Source organism: Saccharopolyspora sp. ASAGF58 (assembly GCF_012277335.1).
GTDB lineage: Bacteria > Actinomycetota > Actinomycetes > Mycobacteriales > Pseudonocardiaceae > Saccharopolyspora > Saccharopolyspora hattusasensis.
Window position 1 is genome coordinate 1,099,396 of record NZ_CP040605.1, and the last position, 17,754, is coordinate 1,117,149.

Genomic DNA, 17,754 nt, shown 5'->3' on the forward strand with positions numbered 1-17,754 from the left:
GCGCAAGCCGACAACTGCAACACCCTTTCGCGAGCCGTGCCGCTCCGGGCTTTCCCGGAGCGGCGCGGCTCTTTCGCGCACCAAGATCGCCCGATCGAGATGTATCTGAAACGGCCCCTCGCTCCTCTTTAAGAACAGGGAGGTTCTCGGACGTCAGGAGATCGGGATGAGCGTGCTGCCAGGTTCGTTCGCCGCGCTGGTCGCCGCCGGGGTGGCCGCGCTGCTGTTCGCGCCCTTCGTCGCCAGCGAGCACCGGAGGCACGGCGAGCTGCGCGTGGGCGTCGCCGTGCAGCGCTTCGCCGTGCTGCTCTACGCGTTCGGGCTGGTTTCCTACGTGTTCCTGCCGTTGCCGACCGATGCGGCCTGCTTCGCGCCGCAGTGGCGGCCGCTCGCCGGGTTGACCAACCCCTCGATGCTGGGGCAGTTCGCGTGCAACATCGCGCTCTTCGTCCCGCTGGGTGCGCTAGTGCGGGGCGGTTGGCCGACTGCGGCGCTGGCCGGATTGGTGACCTCGGTGTTCGTCGAGTCGACCCAACTGACCGGGTTCTGGTTCGCCTTTCCCTGCCCGTACCGGGTTTTCGACGTGGACGACATCCTCGCGAACACCACCGGCGCGCTACTCGGCGGGTTGCTCGCGCCACTCCGGCGGCGCCTGCCGACCGGCACCAGCGGACGGCCAGCGGCGGAACCTCGCCCGGTCACCGCCGCCCGGCGACTGCTGGGCATGTGTTGCGACGCACTGGTGCTGTGGCTCCTCGGCGTGGCCTGCGCCCGGGCAGTGGACATCGCGCTCCGGCTGACCCGAACCGCCCCGACGCGGTGGTGGGAGGCCGCCGCGCTGTGGCTCGCACCGGCCGCGTTGTTGCTGGTCGCGATGCTGATCGGACACGGCAGCTCGCTCGGCCAGCACGCGGTGATGCTGCGCGCCAGAGCTCCCGACGGGCGCCCCGCGCCGGCGGCCGTGCTGTGCCGTTGGGCGGTCGGCATCGGCGGACTGGCCGTGGCGCAAGGCGTGGTCGAGGGCTCGTTCGGGGAACCGAGTGCTGTGCTCGCCGTGTTGTGGTGCATCGCGCACGCCTGGGGTGTGACCAGCACCCGAGATCACCGCGGAATCACCGGGCTCGCTGCCGGGTTGCAGATGATCGACGCCCGACGAAGCCAAGGTGCGCCGTACTCGGCGCGCTCGATTTGAGGCAGGATGGACCAGTGCGGCACTTCGATCTAGTCATCATCGGCTCCGGCTCCGGAAACTCGATACTCGACGACCGGTTCGCCGACTGGGACGTCGCGATGGTCGAGAAGGGCGTCGGACCCAACGACGCCTACGGCGGCACCTGCCTCAACGTCGGCTGCATCCCGACGAAGATGTTCGTGCACACCGCCGACGTGGCCAGCGCCCCGGCCGGCGGCGCGAAGCTCGGCGTCGACCTCGAACTGCGCGACGTGCGGTGGCGCGACATCCGGGACCGGATCTTCGGCCGCATCGACGAGATCTCCGCCGGTGGCCGCCGCTACCGCGCCGAGGACAACCCGAACGTCACCCTCTACGAGGGCATCGCCCGGTTCACCGGCGTCAAGCAGCTGACCGTGGAAACCGCCGCAGGCCCGGAGACGATCACTGCGGACCGCTTCGTGGTGGCCGCCGGTGGCCGTCCGGCGATCCCGGACATCCCGGGCCTGGACCAGGTCGACTACTACACCAGCGACACCGTGATGAGGCTCGATGAGCTGCCCGCCCGGATGATCATCACGGGCACCGGGTTCGTCGGCGCGGAGTTCGCGCACGTGTTCTCCACGCTGGGCGTCGAGGTGACCATGATCGGCCGGTCCGGCCGGGTGCTGCGCTCGGAAGACACCGACATCTCCGCGAGGTTCACCGAGCTCGCCGCCCAGCGCTGGGACCTGCGGCTGAACCGCAAGGAGACCGCGGTCGAGCGCGACGGCAACCTCGTCCGTCTGCACCTGGAAGGCCCGGAGGGCACCGAGGTCGTGGAGGCCGAGGCGCTGCTCATCGCGGTGGGCCGGGTACCCAACGCCGACCTGCTGGAGGCGGCCGCGGGCGGCCTCGAACTCACCGCCGACGGCAAGGTCAAGGCCGACGCGACCCAGCTGACCTCGGTGGACGGCGTTTGGGCGCTGGGCGACATCAGCTCCGACCACGAGCTCAAGCACGTCGCCAACCACGAGATGCGCGTCGTCCAGCACAACCTGCTGCGCCCCGACCAGCCGATCGAGTCCGACCACCGGTTCGTGCCGCACGCGGTGTTCTCCGCCCCGCAGATCGCCTCGGTCGGCCTAACCGAGCAGGAGGCACAGCGGCGCGGAGTCGACTACGTGACTTCGATCCAGGACTACGCGGGCATTGCCTACGGCTGGGCGATGGGGGACACCACCGGCTTCGCCAAGCTCCTCGCCGATCCGGAGACCGGTCAGCTCCTCGGCGCCCACATCATCGGCCCGCAGGCTCCGACGCTGCTGCAGCCGCTGATCCAGGCGATGCAGTTCGGCCTGGACGCCCGGATGATGGCCCGCGGCCAGTACTGGATCCACCCGGGCATGCCGGAGCTGATCGAGAACGCCCTGCTCAACCTGCCGCTGAAGTGACCCCGCGGGCATCTGCCGCCCAGGACCAGGCAGCAGATGTGTTATGCGTCATCTTGAGTAATTCCAGTTAGTTGGGCAATTTGGGTGGATTGGGGCTGCCCGAAAACCCCGCCGCTGCCCGGTGAAACGGCGTGCGACAGCCCGGAACGCTCAACGGACAAAGGAGTTTGACTGTGCTTCACGAACGCCTCGAACCGGTCTACGAGAACGTGGTCCAGCGCAACCGCGGCGAAGACGAGTTCCACCAGGCAGTCCGAGAAGTGCTGGAGAGCATCGGTCCGGTCATCGACAAGCACCCCGAGTACGCCGAGCAGAAGATCATCGAGCGGATCTGCGAGCCGGAGCGGCAGATCGTCTTCCGGGTGCCGTGGGAGGACGACTGCGGCGAGGTGCAGATCAACCGCGGCTTCCGGGTGGAGTTCAACAGCGCGCTCGGCCCGTACAAGGGCGGCCTGCGGTTCCACCCGTCGGTCTACCAGGGCATCGTCAAGTTCCTCGGCTTCGAGCAGATCTTCAAGAACGCCCTCACCGGGTTGCCCATCGGCGGCGGCAAGGGCGGCGCGGACTTCGATCCGAAGGGCCGCTCCGACCGGGAGGTCATGCGGTTCTGCCAGAGCTTCATGACCGAACTGCACCGGCACATCGGCGAGTACACCGACGTGCCCGCCGGTGACATCGGCGTCGGCGGCCGAGAGATCGGCTACCTGTTCGGCCAGTACAAGCGGATCACCAACCGCTACGAATCCGGGGTGCTGACCGGCAAGCACCTGTCCTTCGGCGGCGCCCGCGTGCGCACCGAGGCCACCGGCTTCGGCTGCGCGTTCTTCGTGCAGGAGATGCTGTCCGCCCGCGGCGAGTCGTTCGACGGCAAGCAGATCGTGGTCTCCGGATCGGGCAACGTGGCCATCTACACGATGGAGAAGGTGCACCAGCTAGGCGGAACCGTGGTGGCCTGTTCGGACTCCTCCGGCTACGTCGTCGACGAGAAGGGCATCGACGTCGGGCTGATCAAGCAGATCAAGGAGATCGAGCGGGGCCGCATCAGCGCGTACGCCGGGCGCCGGCCGGGCGCGAAGTTCGTTGCGGGGCGCAGCGTCTGGGAAGTGCCGTGCGACGTGGCGATGCCGTCGGCGACCCAGAACGAGCTCACCGCGGACGATGCGGCCACCCTGATCGCCAACGGCTGCATCGCCGTTGGCGAAGGCGCGAACATGCCGACGACGCCGGATGCGGTGCGCAGTTTCCAGGAGGCCGGCGTGGCGTTCGGCCCGGGCAAGGCGGCCAACGCCGGCGGCGTGGCCACCTCCGCGCTGGAGATGCAGCAGAACGCATCCCGCGACAGCTGGAGCTTCGAGTTCACCGAGAAGCGGCTCGAGGAGATCATGAAGGACGTACACGCCCGCTGCTACGCCACCGCCGCGGAGTACGGCATGTCCGGCAACTACGTCGCGGGCGCGAACATCGCGGGCTTCACGAACGTCGCCGACGCGATGCTCCGCCTCGGCCTCGTCTGACCGGGCGATCAACCCCGTCACGCCCACCCAACTTGCCCCATCAAGCGAGTTGAACGGTCCGTTCGCCCCAGTAGGCGGAGCGAACGGACCGTTCGCGCCAGTAGGAGACGGAGCGAACAGGCCGTTCGCTCCCCCTGCCAGAAGCGTCAGATGGTGCGGGGACGTCCCGCGATTACGCCGAACACCGCCTGCACCGCGACGATCATCACGATGGCCGTCAACGAAGCCGACCAGCCGCCGGTCACGTCGTGCAGCACTCCGAACAGGAACGGCCCGAACGACGAGATCAGATAGCCGATGCTCTGCGACATCGCCGACAACGACCCGGTGTCGGCGGCGTTGGCGGTGCGCAGCGAGATGAGGACCAGCGCAAGCGGGAACGCGCTCATGCCGACGCCGATCAGGAGCGCCCACACCACCGGCATGGCCAGCGGAGCCAGCAGCAGTCCGAGCAGGCCGGTGAGGGTCAGCACCGCGAGCCCGATGGCCCACCAGGACTGGCTGCGGGTCTTGGTCACCAGCGGCGGCAGGATCATGTTGATCGGCACACCGATCAGCAGCAACAACCCGAGCAACATGCCTGCGGTCGTGCTGTCCATCCCGGCGCCCTTGAACACCTCGGGCATCCAGCCCATCACGACGTAGGCGACCAGCGACTGCAGCGCGAAGTAGACGGTGATCACCCATGCCAGCGGGCTGCGCAGCAGCGAACGCCGCTGCCTCGTCGAAGCGGTGCCCGGAGCCTGACGCCTCGGGGAGCGCCGAGCCATCGCGGGCACCCACACGCACAGCGCGGCCAGCGCCACGGCCGCCCAGGTCGCCAGCGCCAACCGCCAGCTGCCGGTCAAGGAGTTCAGGTACGGCGTCAGCGCCGAACCGGTCGAGCCGCCCGCCGCCATCGCGGTGGTGTAGAGCGCAGTCGCCATCCCGACGCGGGTCGGGAAGGACTCCTTGACCACCACCGGGATCAGCACGTTGCACATCGCGATCGCGGCGCAGACCAGCACGGTGCCACCCAGCACCGTCGACGGTCCGTCGACGACCCGCAGCAGCATCGCGGCGGTCAGCACCGCCAGCGACGCGCCGATGACCTTGTTGATGCCCATCCGCCTGGCCAGCAGCGGAGCGCCGATGCCCGCGACCCCGAAGCAGAGCGTGGGTACCGAAGTCACGACGCTCGCCCACGTGCTGGAAACACCGAGCGAGTCACGCACCTCACCGAGCACCGACGCCAGGCTGGTGACCGCCGGGCGCATGTTCGCCGCCGCGAGCGCGACACCGGCCAGCAGCAGCCCTCCCCCGGCTACGGCAGCGTGCCGATTGGGGAAGACCGCCTCGACGGCACCCTCGTTCTCGACGGCGAGGGCATCCGGGTGGTGCTGGGCGGCGAGTCGGGTGGCATCCTGGTCAGCCACGTGTTCGGGGACATGGGGTCGTGACTTCGTAGACATCGCAACCTAGTATGTCAAACATAGGATGTTTGGACGAAAGGACCTGTCAGTGCCTTTGGTCACCACCAAGCGGACCGGGCTGGTCGATCAGGTCATCGCCCAGATCCGCGAGCTCGTGTCGTCCGGGGAATGGCCGATCGGCGAGAAGATCCCACCCGAGACCGAGCTCGTGAGCGCACTCGGCGTCGGCCGCAACACCGTCCGCGAGGCGGTGCGCGCGCTCTCGCACGCCGGGCTGCTGGAAGTGCGGCAGGGCGACGGGACGTTCGTGCGCGCCACCAACGAGATCTCCGGGGCGGTTCGCAAGCTGTGCGGCCCCGAGCTGCGCCAGGTCCTGGAGGTCCGCCGCGCGCTTGAGGTCGAGGGCGCGCGGCTGGCCGCCGGGGCGCGGACCGACGGGGACCTGACCGGGCTGGAGGCCTGCCTGACCAGCCGGGACGAGGCGGTGCGGCGCCAGGACAGCGCGGAGGTCGTCGCCACCGATGCCGAGTTCCACCGGCTGCTGGTCGCGGCCTCGCACAACCCGGTGCTGATCTCGCTCTACGAAGGGATCCGCGAGACGGTGGCATCCAGCGTCGCGACCGCCTTCAACCGGGACACCCAGGCGGAACTGGTCTCGCACGCCGAACTGCTGGCCGCGGTGCGCGACGGCGACCCACGCCGAGCCGCGGAAGAGGCGGGCGGCTTCCTCGACGAACTGCTGAGCCAGATCGGCTCGGAGAGCTCGGCGGAGAAGCTGGATTGATCGCCGCCACGCCGAACGCGTCGGCTATCCGGCCGACGAGTCCGGCCAGTAGTCGGTCCCGACGTCGAACGCGTCGCCAGCGGGCGGCACCACCCAGGACGCCGCGATCACCCCGGCGGCGAAACCGCCCGTGGTGGAACGGGTGCGCGCGGGTTGCAGCCACACCGACGGCGCGCCGAAGCGGGTGATCACGATCTCCTCCCCCGATTCGGCGCGGTCGAGCAGCTCCACCAACCGCTCGCGGGCTTCATCAACGGTGAACTCGGCAGCCATGTCCTCGACGTTACCCGCGTCACAACTCCTTGAGACGACCTTCCACCGATGCTCGCGGCTCCCGCGCGACCGGAGCACGTGCCGACGCCGGCACGGCTTCATTTGAAACTGTGGTGCACCGCCGGGAGTCCGGCGGGCGCGCCGTGGTCGAGCAGGCGGCGCAGGGCATCGGTGTCCAGGTGCTTTGCCACCAGGTCGCCCAGCAGATCCAGCTGCCCCGCGCGGACCTCGGCGAAGTCCGTGTCGTCGGCCGGTTCGAAACCGTCCCGCCCGGCGCGCCGCGCCGCCCACCGCAGGAAGGCCCGCCGGAACGCGTTGTTCTCGAACAATCCGTGCCAGTGGGTGCCGAGCACGGATTCCGCGATACCGCCTTCGGCCCGTCCGTCGGGCAGGGTGACCAGCGGCGTCAGGTCGCCGCGGCGCACGGCGACACCATGGTGGATCTCGTAGCCCTCGACAGGCTCGCCGAAGGCCTCGCCGCGCGGCCTGGCCAGCGTCTTGTGCGGCGCGAACTCGATCTCCAGGTCGAGCAGCCCGAGTCCGTCGACCGCGCCGGCCCCGGACTCGACCTCGTCGACGATTCGGCGGGCCAGCATCTGGAAGCCGCCGCAGATCCCGACCACCGGCAGTCCGGCGCGGGCGTGCACGCGGATCGCCTCGGCCAGCCCACTGCTCCGCAACCAGGCCAGGTCGGCGACCGTCGACTTGGATCCGGGCAGCACGACCAGGTCCGCATCGGCCAGTCGCGAAGGTTCGGTGACGAACCGGACCGCGATGCCCGGTTCCGCGGCCAGCGCCTCCACGTCGGTGGCGTTGGAGATTCGCGGCAGCCTCGGCACCGCGACCCGCAGCCACTGACCGCCCTTCGGCGGCGCGGGACGCCCGATCACTCCATCGGCCACGTAGGACAACGAATCCTCGGCGTCCAGCCACAGCTCCTCGGCCCACGGCAGCACGCCGTGCACCGGGCGGCCGGTCAGCGCGCGCAATTGGTCCAGCCCCGGCTCCAGCAGCGCCGGATCGCCGCGGAACTTGTTGATCAGGAATCCGGCGACCAGCGCCTGGTCCGCCGAGTCCAGCAGTGCGAGGGTGCCGAAGAGCTGGGCGAACACGCCGCCGCGGTCGATGTCGCCGACCACCAGCACGGGCAGTCCGGCGGCCTGCGCGAGGCCCATGTTGGCGATGTCGTTGGCCCGCAGGTTGATCTCGGCCGGTGATCCGGCGCCCTCGCACACGACGTAGTCGTACTCCGCGCGCAATCCCTCCAATGTGGACACGACGGTGTCCAGCAGGGTGGCCTTGCGGGCCCGGTAGGACATCGCGGTCACCTCGCCGGACACCTGCCCGAGCACGACGACCTGCGAACTGCGGTCGCTGCCTGGCTTGAGCAGAACGGGGTTGAACCGCACCGAAGGCTCGACGCCGCACGCAGCGGCCTGCACGGCCTGCGCGCGCCCGATCTCGCCGCCGTCGGGCGTGACCACGGAGTTGTTGGACATGTTCTGCGCCTTGAAGGGCGCAACCCGAGCGCCGCCGCGCGCCAGCCAACGACAGATCCCGGCGGTGACCACGCTCTTCCCGGCATCCGAGGTGGTCCCGGCAACCAACACCGCATTCACACGTAGTTCCTACCCATCAAACCGGGCCCCCGAAGCCCCGTGAGCGTTTTCCGGTGCTATAACACCGAAAACCGCTCACGGGCCACCCACCTGCACAAATGCACCGGCCGACCAAGACGCATCGCGATCCGCCGCAAGCGGCGAAGCCGCTTAGCCACCTTCGCAACCGGCAGCGCCTCTGGGTTTCCGCGACCCGCACCGCTACGCAACACGAGCCTGGAATCAGGGGAGAGTCAGGATTTCGTTGCCTTCTTCGGTGATTAGGATGGTGTGCTCGAACTGGGCCGTCCAGCTCTTGTCCTTCGTCGTCACCGTCCAGCCGTCGTCCCACATGTCGTACTCGTGGGTGCCGAGGGTGATCATCGGCTCGATGGTGAAGGTCATGCCGGGTTCCAGGACGGTCTGCACAGACGGCTCGTCGTAGTGCAGGATCACCAGTCCGCTGTGGAAAGAACGGCCGATGCCGTGCCCGGTGAAGTCGCGGACCACGCCGTAGCCGAACCGCTTGGCGTAGGACTCGATCACCCGACCGATCACGTTGAGCTGACGTCCAGGTTTGGCGGCCTTGATACCCCGCATCAGGGCCTCGTGGGTGCGCTCCACCAGCAGCCGCGCGTCCTCGGAGACCTCGCCGGCCAGGAACGTCCCGTTGGTGTCGCCGTGCACGCCGCCGATGAAGCCGGTGACGTCGACGTTGACGATGTCGCCGTCCTCGATCACCGTCGAGTCCGGGATGCCGTGGCAGATCACCTCGTTCAGCGAGGTGCAGGACGACTTCGGGAAGCCCCGGTAGCCCAGCGTCGAAGGGTAGACACCGTGGTCGCAGAAGAACTCGTGCACCACAGCGTCGACTTGGTCGGTGGTCGCGCCGGGCTGCACCGCCTTGCCGGCCTCGACCAGGGCCTGTGCGGCGAGCTTGCCCGCCACCCGCATCGCCTCGATCACCTCGGGCGGCTGCACGTAGGGGTCGCTATTGCGCTTGGGAGCCGGCTTGTCGACGTACTCGGGGCGCTCGATGTGCGCTGGGACTGGGCGACGCGGCGTCTGCACGCCTGGCTTCAACGGAGCTCGAACCGGCATGCCCCCCACTGTAACCGCGTTGCACTCCCCCACTCCGGGTGGCGGCCACGAACGCACCACACCCGTCACCCTCGCCGTTGGACCGCAATTTCCATTGAAATTGAAGCTCCAATTTCAATGGAAATTGCGGTAGTACCCGTCAGTTCGCGCCTGGTGAGGCCGTGGTCAGCCCTGCTTCTTCCGCCGCAGCCAGTAGCGCCGGATCGTACGAGACGTAGGCATGCAGACCGTTCTTGATCTTGCACGCGGAGGCCAGGTGGATGGCGTCCACCGGGCCGACGTTGCCACGCAGCTCGGTGGCCACGTCGAGCACGTCCTGCTTCACCGGCAGCTGGTCGATCTTCGACACGATGATCGACGCCAGGTCTTCGGCGGCCGGCCCTACCTCACGGAAGGTGCGCAGCACGTCGACCTTCGACAACGCGCTGGTCACGCGGGGGTGTTCCCAGCGCTCGCGGATCCATTGGCTCAGCGCCTTGCTCTCCGGCTCGGGGGCGATCAACTTGATCAGCGCGGAGGAATCGAAATAGATCAAAACCGCTCCTGTTCACGCCTGCGCAGCAGCCGGTCGGAGACGTTCGGGGTCGGCGCTGCCGGCAACGGTTCGGGGAGCTCGCCGCCTTCGCCGGGGATGAGCTCTCCGGCTGCGACGAGTTCGTCGTACAGGGTTTGGTCACGCGTGGGCGGACTTAGCACCGCGACGGTGCGCCCCCGATCGGTCACGAGGATCGATTCGCCGGCGGCGACCCGCTTCAGGTATCGACTGGCGTTCTGCCGCAGCTCACGAACGCCGATCCGCTCCATGTGCAACATGGTAGCACAATGATCACCACTGGTGATCACCCCGGACACGAGAAGCGATCAGGCGCCCGCGAGGAAGCGCTTCGCGGCCTCGACGGCCGGGCCCGACGAGCCCGCGTCGGTCACCAGCACCGCGAAGGCCAGGTCGCCGCGGTAGCCGACGAACCAGCCGTGCGAGTGGGTCCCGTCGCCGAACTGCGCCGTGCCGGTCTTGCCCCGGACGTCACCGGAGCCGTTCAGCGAGGTCGCGGTCCCGCTGGTGACCACCTCGCGCATCATCGCGCGGAGCTGGTCGAGGGACTGCGGCGACGGCGGCTGCGGTTCGGCGTCGGCCTTCGTCGGCACGCCCCGGACCAGCGACGGCACCGGCATCCGTCCTTGGGCGATCGAGGACGTCACCAGCGCCATGCCGAACGGGCTGGCCAGCACCGTGCCCTGACCGATGCCGTTCTCGGCGCGCTGCACCGTGCTGTCGGCCGGCGTCACCTTGCCGGTGATCGTCGTCGCGCCTACCATGTCGAAGTCCACGCCGAGGCCCAGCTGCCGCCCCGCGTCGGTCAGCGCCTGCCCCGGCAGGTCGACCGCGAGCTGCGCGAACGACGTGTTGCAGGAACGCGCGAACGCCGTCCGCAGCGGCACCTGGCCGAGGTCGAACTCCTTGTCGTTCGGCAGCACCCGGCCGTCGAACACCTTCTTGCCCGGGCATTCGACCTGGGTGTCGATGTTGACCTTGCCGGACTCCAGCCCGGCGGTCGCGGTCACCGTCTTGAACGTCGAGCCCGGCGGGTACTGGCCGGAAAGCGCCACCGGGCCCTGCGCGTCGGCGGCGGCGTTCTGCGCCACGGCGAGTACCTCGCCGGTGGACGGCTGCATGGCGACCAGCATCGCGGCCTGCGGTACCGGGTCCACCGCCTGTTCGGCGGCCTGCTGCGTGCGGTCGCCGAGGGTCACGTTGGTCGGCGCGACCGGCTTCTCGGCGACGTCGTGCAGCGCCGCGGCCTCCTGACCGGCAGCGTCGAGCGTGACGACGCGCCACCCGGCGTTCGCCTCGACCTGCTCGTCGACCTTGCGCGCGACGCCCGCGAGCACCTGCGTGCCGTACCCGCGCGCGGTGGTGACCAGCCGCGTCTGGGCCGGGAAGCGCACGCCCGGCAGGTCGTAAATCTGCGCCTTGACCTTGTCGTAGTCGCTCTGCCGCAGCGTGACCACCGCGTACGGCTGGCCCTGCGGCGTTTTCGCCACGCCGTCCAGGATGGACTGCTGGGTGATCGCGGGCTCGACGGCGCTCAGCGCGCTCGCCAGCGAAGACGCGACCGCCCGCACGTCACCGGCTTCCTGCGGGCTGAGGCTCACGGTGATCAGTTGCTCCGGGCCCATGAGCTGCTTGCCGTCGCGGTCCAGGACCGGCGCCGGATCGGGCCGTTGTTCGCGGAAGGCGATGGTCTGCCCGGCGGCGAGTTGCGGGTGGATCACCGCTGGTGCCCAGCGGACCTTCCAGCCCTGATCCTGCTCGACGAGCTTGAGCTCGTTCGGGTAGTTCCAGACCTTGCCCGCGCCGAAGTCCCAGGACATGTCGAACCGGGCGGTGGGCACCCCCTGGGCGTCCTCGGTCACCTCCCGGACCGTCGCGTGCGCGGCGGTCGGCGACAGGTTCCGCCGAGCCGCCTCCAACGCCTGCCGGGCCTGGTCGGGCGCGTCGGTCTGGTTCGCCGCACCTGCTGCGTCGCCTGCCGCCACCGCGTTCACAAAGGACACGGCCACGTCCTCTTCAGAGGGTCCGGTGCTGCAAGCGGCCAACGGCAACAGCAGCAGTGCCGCCGCGCCGGCCAAGATCCGCGAGGAAACCATGTCCGTGAGTATGCCGAAACCCCCCGGAACGTCCACACCTCTTTTCCGGCGGGGCACCCGCGTTCGGGCCACACCAACCAACCGATGGACGTTTCAGTTGAAACGGCCATCAACCTCCACAGTGGACGATCAGAGGAGGACGGTGCCGAAGGATCCGACCTGCTGGAAGCCGACCTTCCGGTAGGCCAGGCGGGCGGCGGTGTTGTAGCCGTTGACGTACAGGCTCGCCGTGCGGCCCAGGCCGCGCACCAGCCGGTCCGCCACCGCAGCCGTTCCCGCCGTGCCCAGTCCCGTGCTGCGCCGGTCCGGATGCACCCAGACGCCTTGGATCTGGCCCACGGTTCGGGACACCGCGCCGATCTCGGCCTTGAACACCACCTCGTTGCCCTCGAAGCGGGCGAACGCCCGGCCACCGGCGATCAGGTCGGCGACCCGCGCGCGGTAGCTCGCCGCGCCGCCATCGCTGGACGGGTCCACCCCGACTTCCTCGGTGAACATCGCGATCGCCGCAGGCAGGTAGCGGTCCAGCTCGTCCGGGCGCACCGGGCGCACCAGCGGGTCCGGGGCCACCCGCGGCGGTTCGGAGAGCGCCATGAGCGGCTGGTCGGCGCGCACCTCCCGCGCCGGGCCCCACTGCGCCGCCACCTCGTTCCAAAGCGCAAGCACCTGCTCGGCCGGGCCGACCAGCGACGAGCACACGCGGCGTCGGCGCAGCGCGCGGTCGGCGAAGGCGCGCATCGCGGCGGGACCGCCGCGCAGCGGGATCAGGTTCGCGCCCGAGAAGCACATCCCGGTGAGCTTGTTGCCGTAGCCCCACAGTTCGCCGCCGAGACGCAACGGGTGGACGCCGACTTCCTCGACGCGCGCGGCCACCATGCAGGCCGCGACCGGGGCGGAATCCAACACGGAACGGACCAGCAGCGCGTCGCGTTCCTCCAACAGCCGTGCACCGGCGAGCTTGAGCACCTGCCAAGACTGCCAGAAACCCCGGTCGAAGAGCCTCCCCGGCCAAAATGCACCACACCCACCCGAACGTGCACTCACCCGTTCGGAGCAACCTGATCGATGGAACACCGCCGATCCAGCGCACCGAACCGTGCGGACGCCCGGAAACGTGAAGACCGGCCGCCCCCTGAATCGGGGACGGCCGGTCCCGGCGAGATCAGCTGACGGTTACGACCGGCGCTCCGGACTCGGCGTCCGCGGGTTCCATGTCCTCGGCGATGCGCATGGCCTCCTCGATCAGGGTCTCGACGATCTGGTGCTCCGGCACCGTCTTGATCACCTCGCCCTTGACGAAGATCTGGCCCTTGCCGTTGCCCGAGGCCACGCCGAGGTCGGCTTCCCGCGCCTCGCCCGGCCCGTTGACGACGCAGCCCATGACCGCGACCCGCAACGGCACCTCCATGCCATCCAGGCCGGCGGTGACCTCCTCGGCGAGCTTGTACACGTCCACCTGCGCCCGCCCGCACGACGGGCACGACACGATCTCCAGCTTCCGCGGCCGCAGGTTCAGCGACTGCAGGATCTGGGTGCCGACCTTGATCTCCTCGACCGGCGGCGCCGACAGCGACACCCGGATCGTGTCCCCGATGCCCTGGCGCAGCAGCGCGCCGAAGGCGACCGCGGACTTGATCGTGCCCTGGAACGCCGGGCCGGCCTCGGTGACACCGAGGTGCAGCGGGTAATCGCACTGCTCGGCGAGGATCTCGTAGGCGCGCACCATTACGACCGGGTCGTTGTGCTTCACCGAGATCTTCAGGTCGTGGAAGTCGTGTTCGGCGAACAGGCTCGCCTCCCACAGCGCCGACTCGGCCAGGGCCTCCGGGGTCGCCTTGCCGTATTTCTGCATCAGCCGCGGGTCCAGCGAACCGGCGTTGACGCCGATCCGGATCGGCGTGCCGTGGTCCTTGGCGGCCTGCGCGATCTCCTTGACCTTGTCGTCGAACTTCTTGATGTTGCCCGGGTTGACGCGCACCGCGGCGCAACCGGCCTCGATCGCCGCGAACACGTACTTCGGCTGGAAGTGGATGTCGGCGATGACCGGGATCTTCGACTTCTGCGCGATGGCCGGCAGCGCCTCCGCGTCGTCCGCGCTGGGGCACGCCACCCGGACGATGTCGCACCCCGCGGCGGTCAGCTCCGCGATCTGCTGCAGCGTGCTGTTGATGTCCGCAGTGACGGTCGTGGTCATGCTCTGCACGGAAATGGGGTGTTCACTGCCCACCCCGACCGCTCCGACCTGCAACTGCCGAGTCTTGCGCCGTTCCGCGAGCACCGGAGCCGGGGCCGCGGGCATGCCCAGATCGACGGTCATCGATTCCTCTCCACCTCTTCTGGTGTTCTTCGGGCGACTTGCGTCGCCTCGCTCCACGATACCGGCGCACGTTCATCCGGCCGGACGTCGTGGGGTCGACCGGATCACGTTCGGTGATCATAAGTGCCCGTTCACGTCGCGTTGGGAACACCGTCGCGCGCCGGTCACCACCCGATCCACTTAACCGCCGTGGCGAGCGTCGGAGCCCGTTCAACACCGCCGACACGCATCCCGCCGCCGCTAGGCCACGCAGGTGAAACTCACACCCGATGCCGTTCTTGCCGTTCGGCCCCGCCGCGCGGCTAGAACAGCTTCACCGGGTTCACGACGTCGGCGACCAGGACCAGCAGCGAGTACGCGATGAAGATCAGGCTCACCGCGTACGCCAGCGGCATCAGCCGCGCCGTGTCGAACGGGCCCGGGTCCGGCCGCCGCACCAGCCTGGCGAACCCGCGGCGGATGCCCTCCCAGATCGCACCGGCGACGTGGCCGCCGTCCAGCGGCAGGATCGGCAGCATGTTGAACACGAACAACGACAGGTTCACGCCCGCGAGCAGGTTGAACATCATGATGATCCGGGCGTCCACGCCGAAGTCGTCCGAGGCCAGCACCTCGCCGCCAAGCCGGCTCGCGCCGACGATGCCCACCGGCGAGTCCTGGTGCCGCTCACCGCCAAAAATCGCGTTGATCAGGTCGGGCACCCGCTGCGGCAACTCGACGACCTTCTGCACGGTGAGGCTGACGAACCCGCCGATGGTCTTCGCCACGCCGCCGAAGTCCTGCTTCACCAGCTGCGACGTCGGGGTCAGTCCTAGGAAGCCGACCTTCTCGTACTCGCTGGTCGAGTTCAGCTTCGGCCGGTCGGTCTGCATCAGGTTCGCCTGCAGGGTCAGCTGCTGGCCGCCGCGGTCGACGACCACCGGCACGGTGCCAGCGGAGCCGCGGATGGCCAGTTGCAACTCGTCCCACGAGGCGTAGGGCTTGCCGTTGAACTCCAGAATCCGGTCGCCGGGCCGGAAGCCGGCGGCCGCGGCCGGCGACGGCGGCGCATCCGCCGGGCACTGCTCGGTGTTCGGGGCGGTGGCGGGGAGCACGCACGCGCTGACCGACGACACCGTCGTGGTCGGCGTGTTGATGCCGTGGCCCATCAGGATCGCCGCGAAGATGCCGACCGCCAGGATCAGGTTCATCACCGGCCCGGCCAGCATCACGATGACGCGCTTCCACGGGCTGCGTTGGTAGAACTGCCGGTGCGCGTCCTCGGGGGTGATCTCCTCGGCGGACATCTGGCGGGCGTCCTCGATCATGGCCCGCCACGGTGCGGACGACGCGGTGCGCCCGTACTTCTCGTCCTTCTTCGGCGGGAACATGCCGATCATCCGGATGTAGCCGCCGAATGGGATGAGCTTCACGCCGTACTCGGTGTCGCCCTTCTTGCGCGACCAGATGGTGCGGCCGAAGCCGACCATGTACTGGGTGACCTTGATCCCGAACAGCTTCGCCGCCGCCAGGTGCCCCAGCTCGTGCCACGCGATGGAGAACAGCAACCCGAGGAAGAAGATGACGATGCCAACGACGACCAGCATCTACTACTCCGCCTTCCCCGCGAGCTCGCGAGCCCGGGTCCGCGCCCAGTCCTCGGCCGCGAAGACCTCGTCCAAGCCCGCCGGATCGCTGCGCCACTGATCTGCGCCGGCGAGCACCTCACCCACAGTTTGCACGATTCCGGTGAAGCGAAGCCGGCCATCGACGAAGGCCGCGAGCGCTTCTTCGTTCGCCGCGTTGTAGATCGCGGGCAGGCAGCCGCCGCCGGAGCCCGCAGCTCGGGCCAGCTCGACGGCCGGGAACGCCTCGTTGTCCACCGGCTCGAAGGTCCATTCCTGCGCCTGCTCGAAGGTCAGCGCCGGGGCGGCCTTGGGCACCCGGCGCGGCCATTCCAGGCTCATCGCGATCGGGATCCGCATGTTCGGTGGGCTGGCCTGGGCGATCGTGGCGCCGTCTACGAAGGTGACCATCGAGTGCACGATCGACTGCGGGTGCACCACGACGTCGATGCGGTCGTAGTCGATGCCGAACAGCAGGTGCGCCTCGATCAGCTCCAGACCCTTGTTGACCAGCGTGGCCGAGTTGATGGTGACCACGCTGCCCATCGTCCAGGTCGGGTGGGCCAGCGCCTGCTGCACCGTGACGTCCACGAGCTCGTCGCGCTTGCGGCCCCGGAACGGGCCGCCGGAGGCGGTCAGCACCAGCCGTTCCACCTCGTCGGAACGACCCCCGAACAGGCACTGCGCCAGCGCGGAGTGCTCGGAGTCGACCGGCACGATCTGGCCGGGCGCGGCGCTGCCCAGCACCAGCGCACCACCCGCGATCAGGGACTCCTTGTTGGCCAGCGCCAGCTGCGCGCCGGTCGCCAGCGCGGTCAGCGTCGGCTTGAGACCGCGCGAGCCGTCGACGCCGTTGAGCACCACGTCGGCGGGGGTGGACTCGATGAGATCGGTGACCGCCTCCGGCCCGGCCAGCAGCCTGGGGAGGCGGAACTCACCGGCCGCGTAGCCGCGCTGCTGGGCCTCGGCGTAGAGGGCGAGCTGGACGTCTTCGACGGCGGTGCCCTTGGCGACCGCGACGGCCGGGACGTCGAACTCCAGCGCCTGTTCCGCCAGCGCCTGCGGGTCGCTGCCGCCCGCGGCCAGCCCGGCGACCCGGAACCGGTCGGGGTTGTGCCGGATCACGTCCAGGGCCTGGGTACCGATCGAACCGGTCGAGCCGAGCACCAGCACGGTGCGGGGGTCGCCGGGTGCGCTCTGATTCGGGGTGTCGGCGTGCATCACGGTCATTGTCCCCGAAGAAGGTGAGCACCCATCGCTCGCGGTACGCAAATCACTTCCGGGGCTCACGATCACTCATCGCCTGGGGTGTTGCGGAAATCGCTTCCACAACACCCTTTTCCCTGATCGCAGGGGGCAGGTGCGCGCTCGGGCGCCGGGGGCGTGTGCGAGGATGGGGGCAATGTGGATCGCCGGACGGCGGTCTGCGCACCTAGCAATGTCTTCCGGCCTCGCGGCCGGCGTGGCACAGGAGGGGAACGTGGCGAGCACCGAGCTGGAGAAGAAGCCCAGCCAGGCCATCGACCCGGCCGAGGAACCGTCGGTCGAGTGGGGCTGGCACGGCGGTTTCCCGAAGGGCACCCAGTTCATGGGCTGGTTTTCGGTCGTCGCGTGCCTGGCCATGCTGATCGGCAACCACCAGGGCATCTTCAGCGGTGGCGAGCACTTCAAGACCGAGGACGGCTACCTGGTCTTCATCGCGGCGGTCCTGGTCATCGGCCTGCTGATCGATCTGCGCAAGAAGCGGACCGCCTGGCGCCGCTGACGCGCCGAAAGCATGAAAGAACGCCGCCCCGGTGACCGGGGCGGCGTTCTTTCATTACTGCGCTGGTTCTCGACCCAGCCCGATCAGGTTTCCTGGTGTTCTGAAGCGGCGCAGCCGCTCAGCCCACCCGCGC

Annotated in this window: 16 protein-coding genes; 5 read left to right on the plus strand and 11 right to left on the minus strand. The window is 69.2% G+C overall.

What is annotated here, in order from left to right:
• Positions 1–166: 166 nt before the first annotated feature.
• From FDZ84_RS04890 to gdhA, 3 genes are all read left to right on the plus strand, one after another.
• On the plus strand, positions 167–1,192 hold the full coding sequence (locus tag FDZ84_RS04890; protein ID WP_168584906.1) for a VanZ family protein: 1,026 nt from the start codon (positions 167–169) through the stop codon (positions 1,190–1,192).
• A 14-nt stretch (positions 1,193–1,206) separates the two neighbouring features.
• Positions 1,207–2,604: a mycothione reductase gene (locus FDZ84_RS04895; RefSeq protein WP_168584907.1), complete on the plus strand. Its 1,398-nt coding sequence runs from the start codon at positions 1,207–1,209 to the stop codon at positions 2,602–2,604.
• A 173-nt stretch (positions 2,605–2,777) separates the two neighbouring features.
• Complete coding sequence (gdhA, locus tag FDZ84_RS04900; RefSeq protein ID WP_168584908.1) at positions 2,778–4,118, plus strand: NADP-specific glutamate dehydrogenase; 1,341 nt, start codon at positions 2,778–2,780, stop codon at positions 4,116–4,118.
• Positions 4,119–4,264: 146 nt separating this feature from the next.
• Here gdhA and FDZ84_RS04905 read toward each other — a convergent pair whose 3' ends face one another.
• On the minus strand, positions 4,265–5,569 hold the full coding sequence (locus tag FDZ84_RS04905) for an MFS transporter (RefSeq protein ID WP_246868801.1): 1,305 nt from the start codon (positions 5,567–5,569) through the stop codon (positions 4,265–4,267).
• A gap of 49 nt (positions 5,570–5,618) precedes the next feature.
• Between FDZ84_RS04905 and FDZ84_RS04910 the strand changes: the two genes are divergently transcribed.
• Positions 5,619–6,314, plus strand: a complete 696-nt coding sequence (locus tag FDZ84_RS04910; RefSeq protein WP_246868802.1) for a FadR/GntR family transcriptional regulator — start codon at positions 5,619–5,621, stop codon at positions 6,312–6,314.
• Positions 6,315–6,338: 24 nt separating this feature from the next.
• On the opposite strand, the gene FDZ84_RS04915 is transcribed toward FDZ84_RS04910, so the two are convergent.
• The 10 genes from FDZ84_RS04915 to dxr all read right to left on the minus strand — a co-directional run bounded on the left by FDZ84_RS04915 (position 6,339) and on the right by dxr (position 17,086).
• Positions 6,339–6,587: a type II toxin-antitoxin system Phd/YefM family antitoxin gene (locus FDZ84_RS04915; RefSeq protein WP_168584910.1), complete on the minus strand. Its 249-nt coding sequence runs from the start codon at positions 6,585–6,587 to the stop codon at positions 6,339–6,341.
• Between the two features lie 98 nt (positions 6,588–6,685).
• The gene (locus FDZ84_RS04920) at positions 6,686–8,206 is read right to left on the minus strand and encodes a cobyric acid synthase (RefSeq protein WP_168584911.1); all 1,521 of its coding nucleotides are present in this window, start codon (positions 8,204–8,206) and stop codon (positions 6,686–6,688) included.
• Positions 8,207–8,428: 222 nt separating this feature from the next.
• Complete coding sequence (gene map, locus FDZ84_RS04925) at positions 8,429–9,286, minus strand: type I methionyl aminopeptidase (protein WP_168584912.1); 858 nt, start codon at positions 9,284–9,286, stop codon at positions 8,429–8,431.
• Positions 9,287–9,425: 139 nt separating this feature from the next.
• Positions 9,426–9,821: a type II toxin-antitoxin system VapC family toxin gene (locus FDZ84_RS04930; protein WP_168584913.1), complete on the minus strand. Its 396-nt coding sequence runs from the start codon at positions 9,819–9,821 to the stop codon at positions 9,426–9,428.
• Positions 9,818–10,099 carry a type II toxin-antitoxin system Phd/YefM family antitoxin gene (locus FDZ84_RS04935; protein WP_246868803.1) on the minus strand — a complete coding sequence of 94 codons (282 nt, stop codon included), beginning with the start codon at positions 10,097–10,099 and terminating at the stop codon, positions 9,818–9,820. Before FDZ84_RS04935 ends, FDZ84_RS04930 begins: the two co-directional genes overlap by 4 nt.
• A 48-nt stretch (positions 10,100–10,147) precedes the next feature.
• Positions 10,148–11,935, minus strand: coding sequence for a penicillin-binding transpeptidase domain-containing protein (locus FDZ84_RS04940; RefSeq protein WP_371812873.1), 1,788 nt, complete (start codon positions 11,933–11,935; stop codon positions 10,148–10,150).
• Between the two features lie 129 nt (positions 11,936–12,064).
• A complete protein-coding gene (locus FDZ84_RS04945) occupies positions 12,065–12,901 on the minus strand; it encodes a GNAT family N-acetyltransferase (protein WP_168589815.1) in 837 nt (278 codons plus the stop codon).
• Between the two features lie 196 nt (positions 12,902–13,097).
• On the minus strand, positions 13,098–14,252 hold the full coding sequence (gene ispG / locus FDZ84_RS04950; RefSeq protein ID WP_168584915.1) for a flavodoxin-dependent (E)-4-hydroxy-3-methylbut-2-enyl-diphosphate synthase: 1,155 nt from the start codon (positions 14,250–14,252) through the stop codon (positions 13,098–13,100).
• A 302-nt stretch (positions 14,253–14,554) separates the two neighbouring features.
• Entirely contained in the window at positions 14,555–15,838 is a 1,284-nt protein-coding gene (locus tag FDZ84_RS04955; protein WP_168584916.1) for an RIP metalloprotease, read from the minus strand.
• 3 nt (positions 15,839–15,841) lie between these two features.
• Positions 15,842–17,086 (minus strand): 1-deoxy-D-xylulose-5-phosphate reductoisomerase, encoded by a 1,245-nt coding sequence (gene dxr / locus FDZ84_RS04960; RefSeq protein WP_210435429.1) that lies wholly within the window; start codon positions 17,084–17,086, stop codon positions 15,842–15,844.
• A gap of 250 nt (positions 17,087–17,336) precedes the next feature.
• On the opposite strand from dxr, the gene FDZ84_RS04965 reads away from it, so the two are divergent.
• On the plus strand, positions 17,337–17,621 hold the full coding sequence (locus tag FDZ84_RS04965) for a DUF2631 domain-containing protein (RefSeq protein WP_168584917.1): 285 nt from the start codon (positions 17,337–17,339) through the stop codon (positions 17,619–17,621).
• Positions 17,622–17,754: the final 133 nt, after the last annotated feature.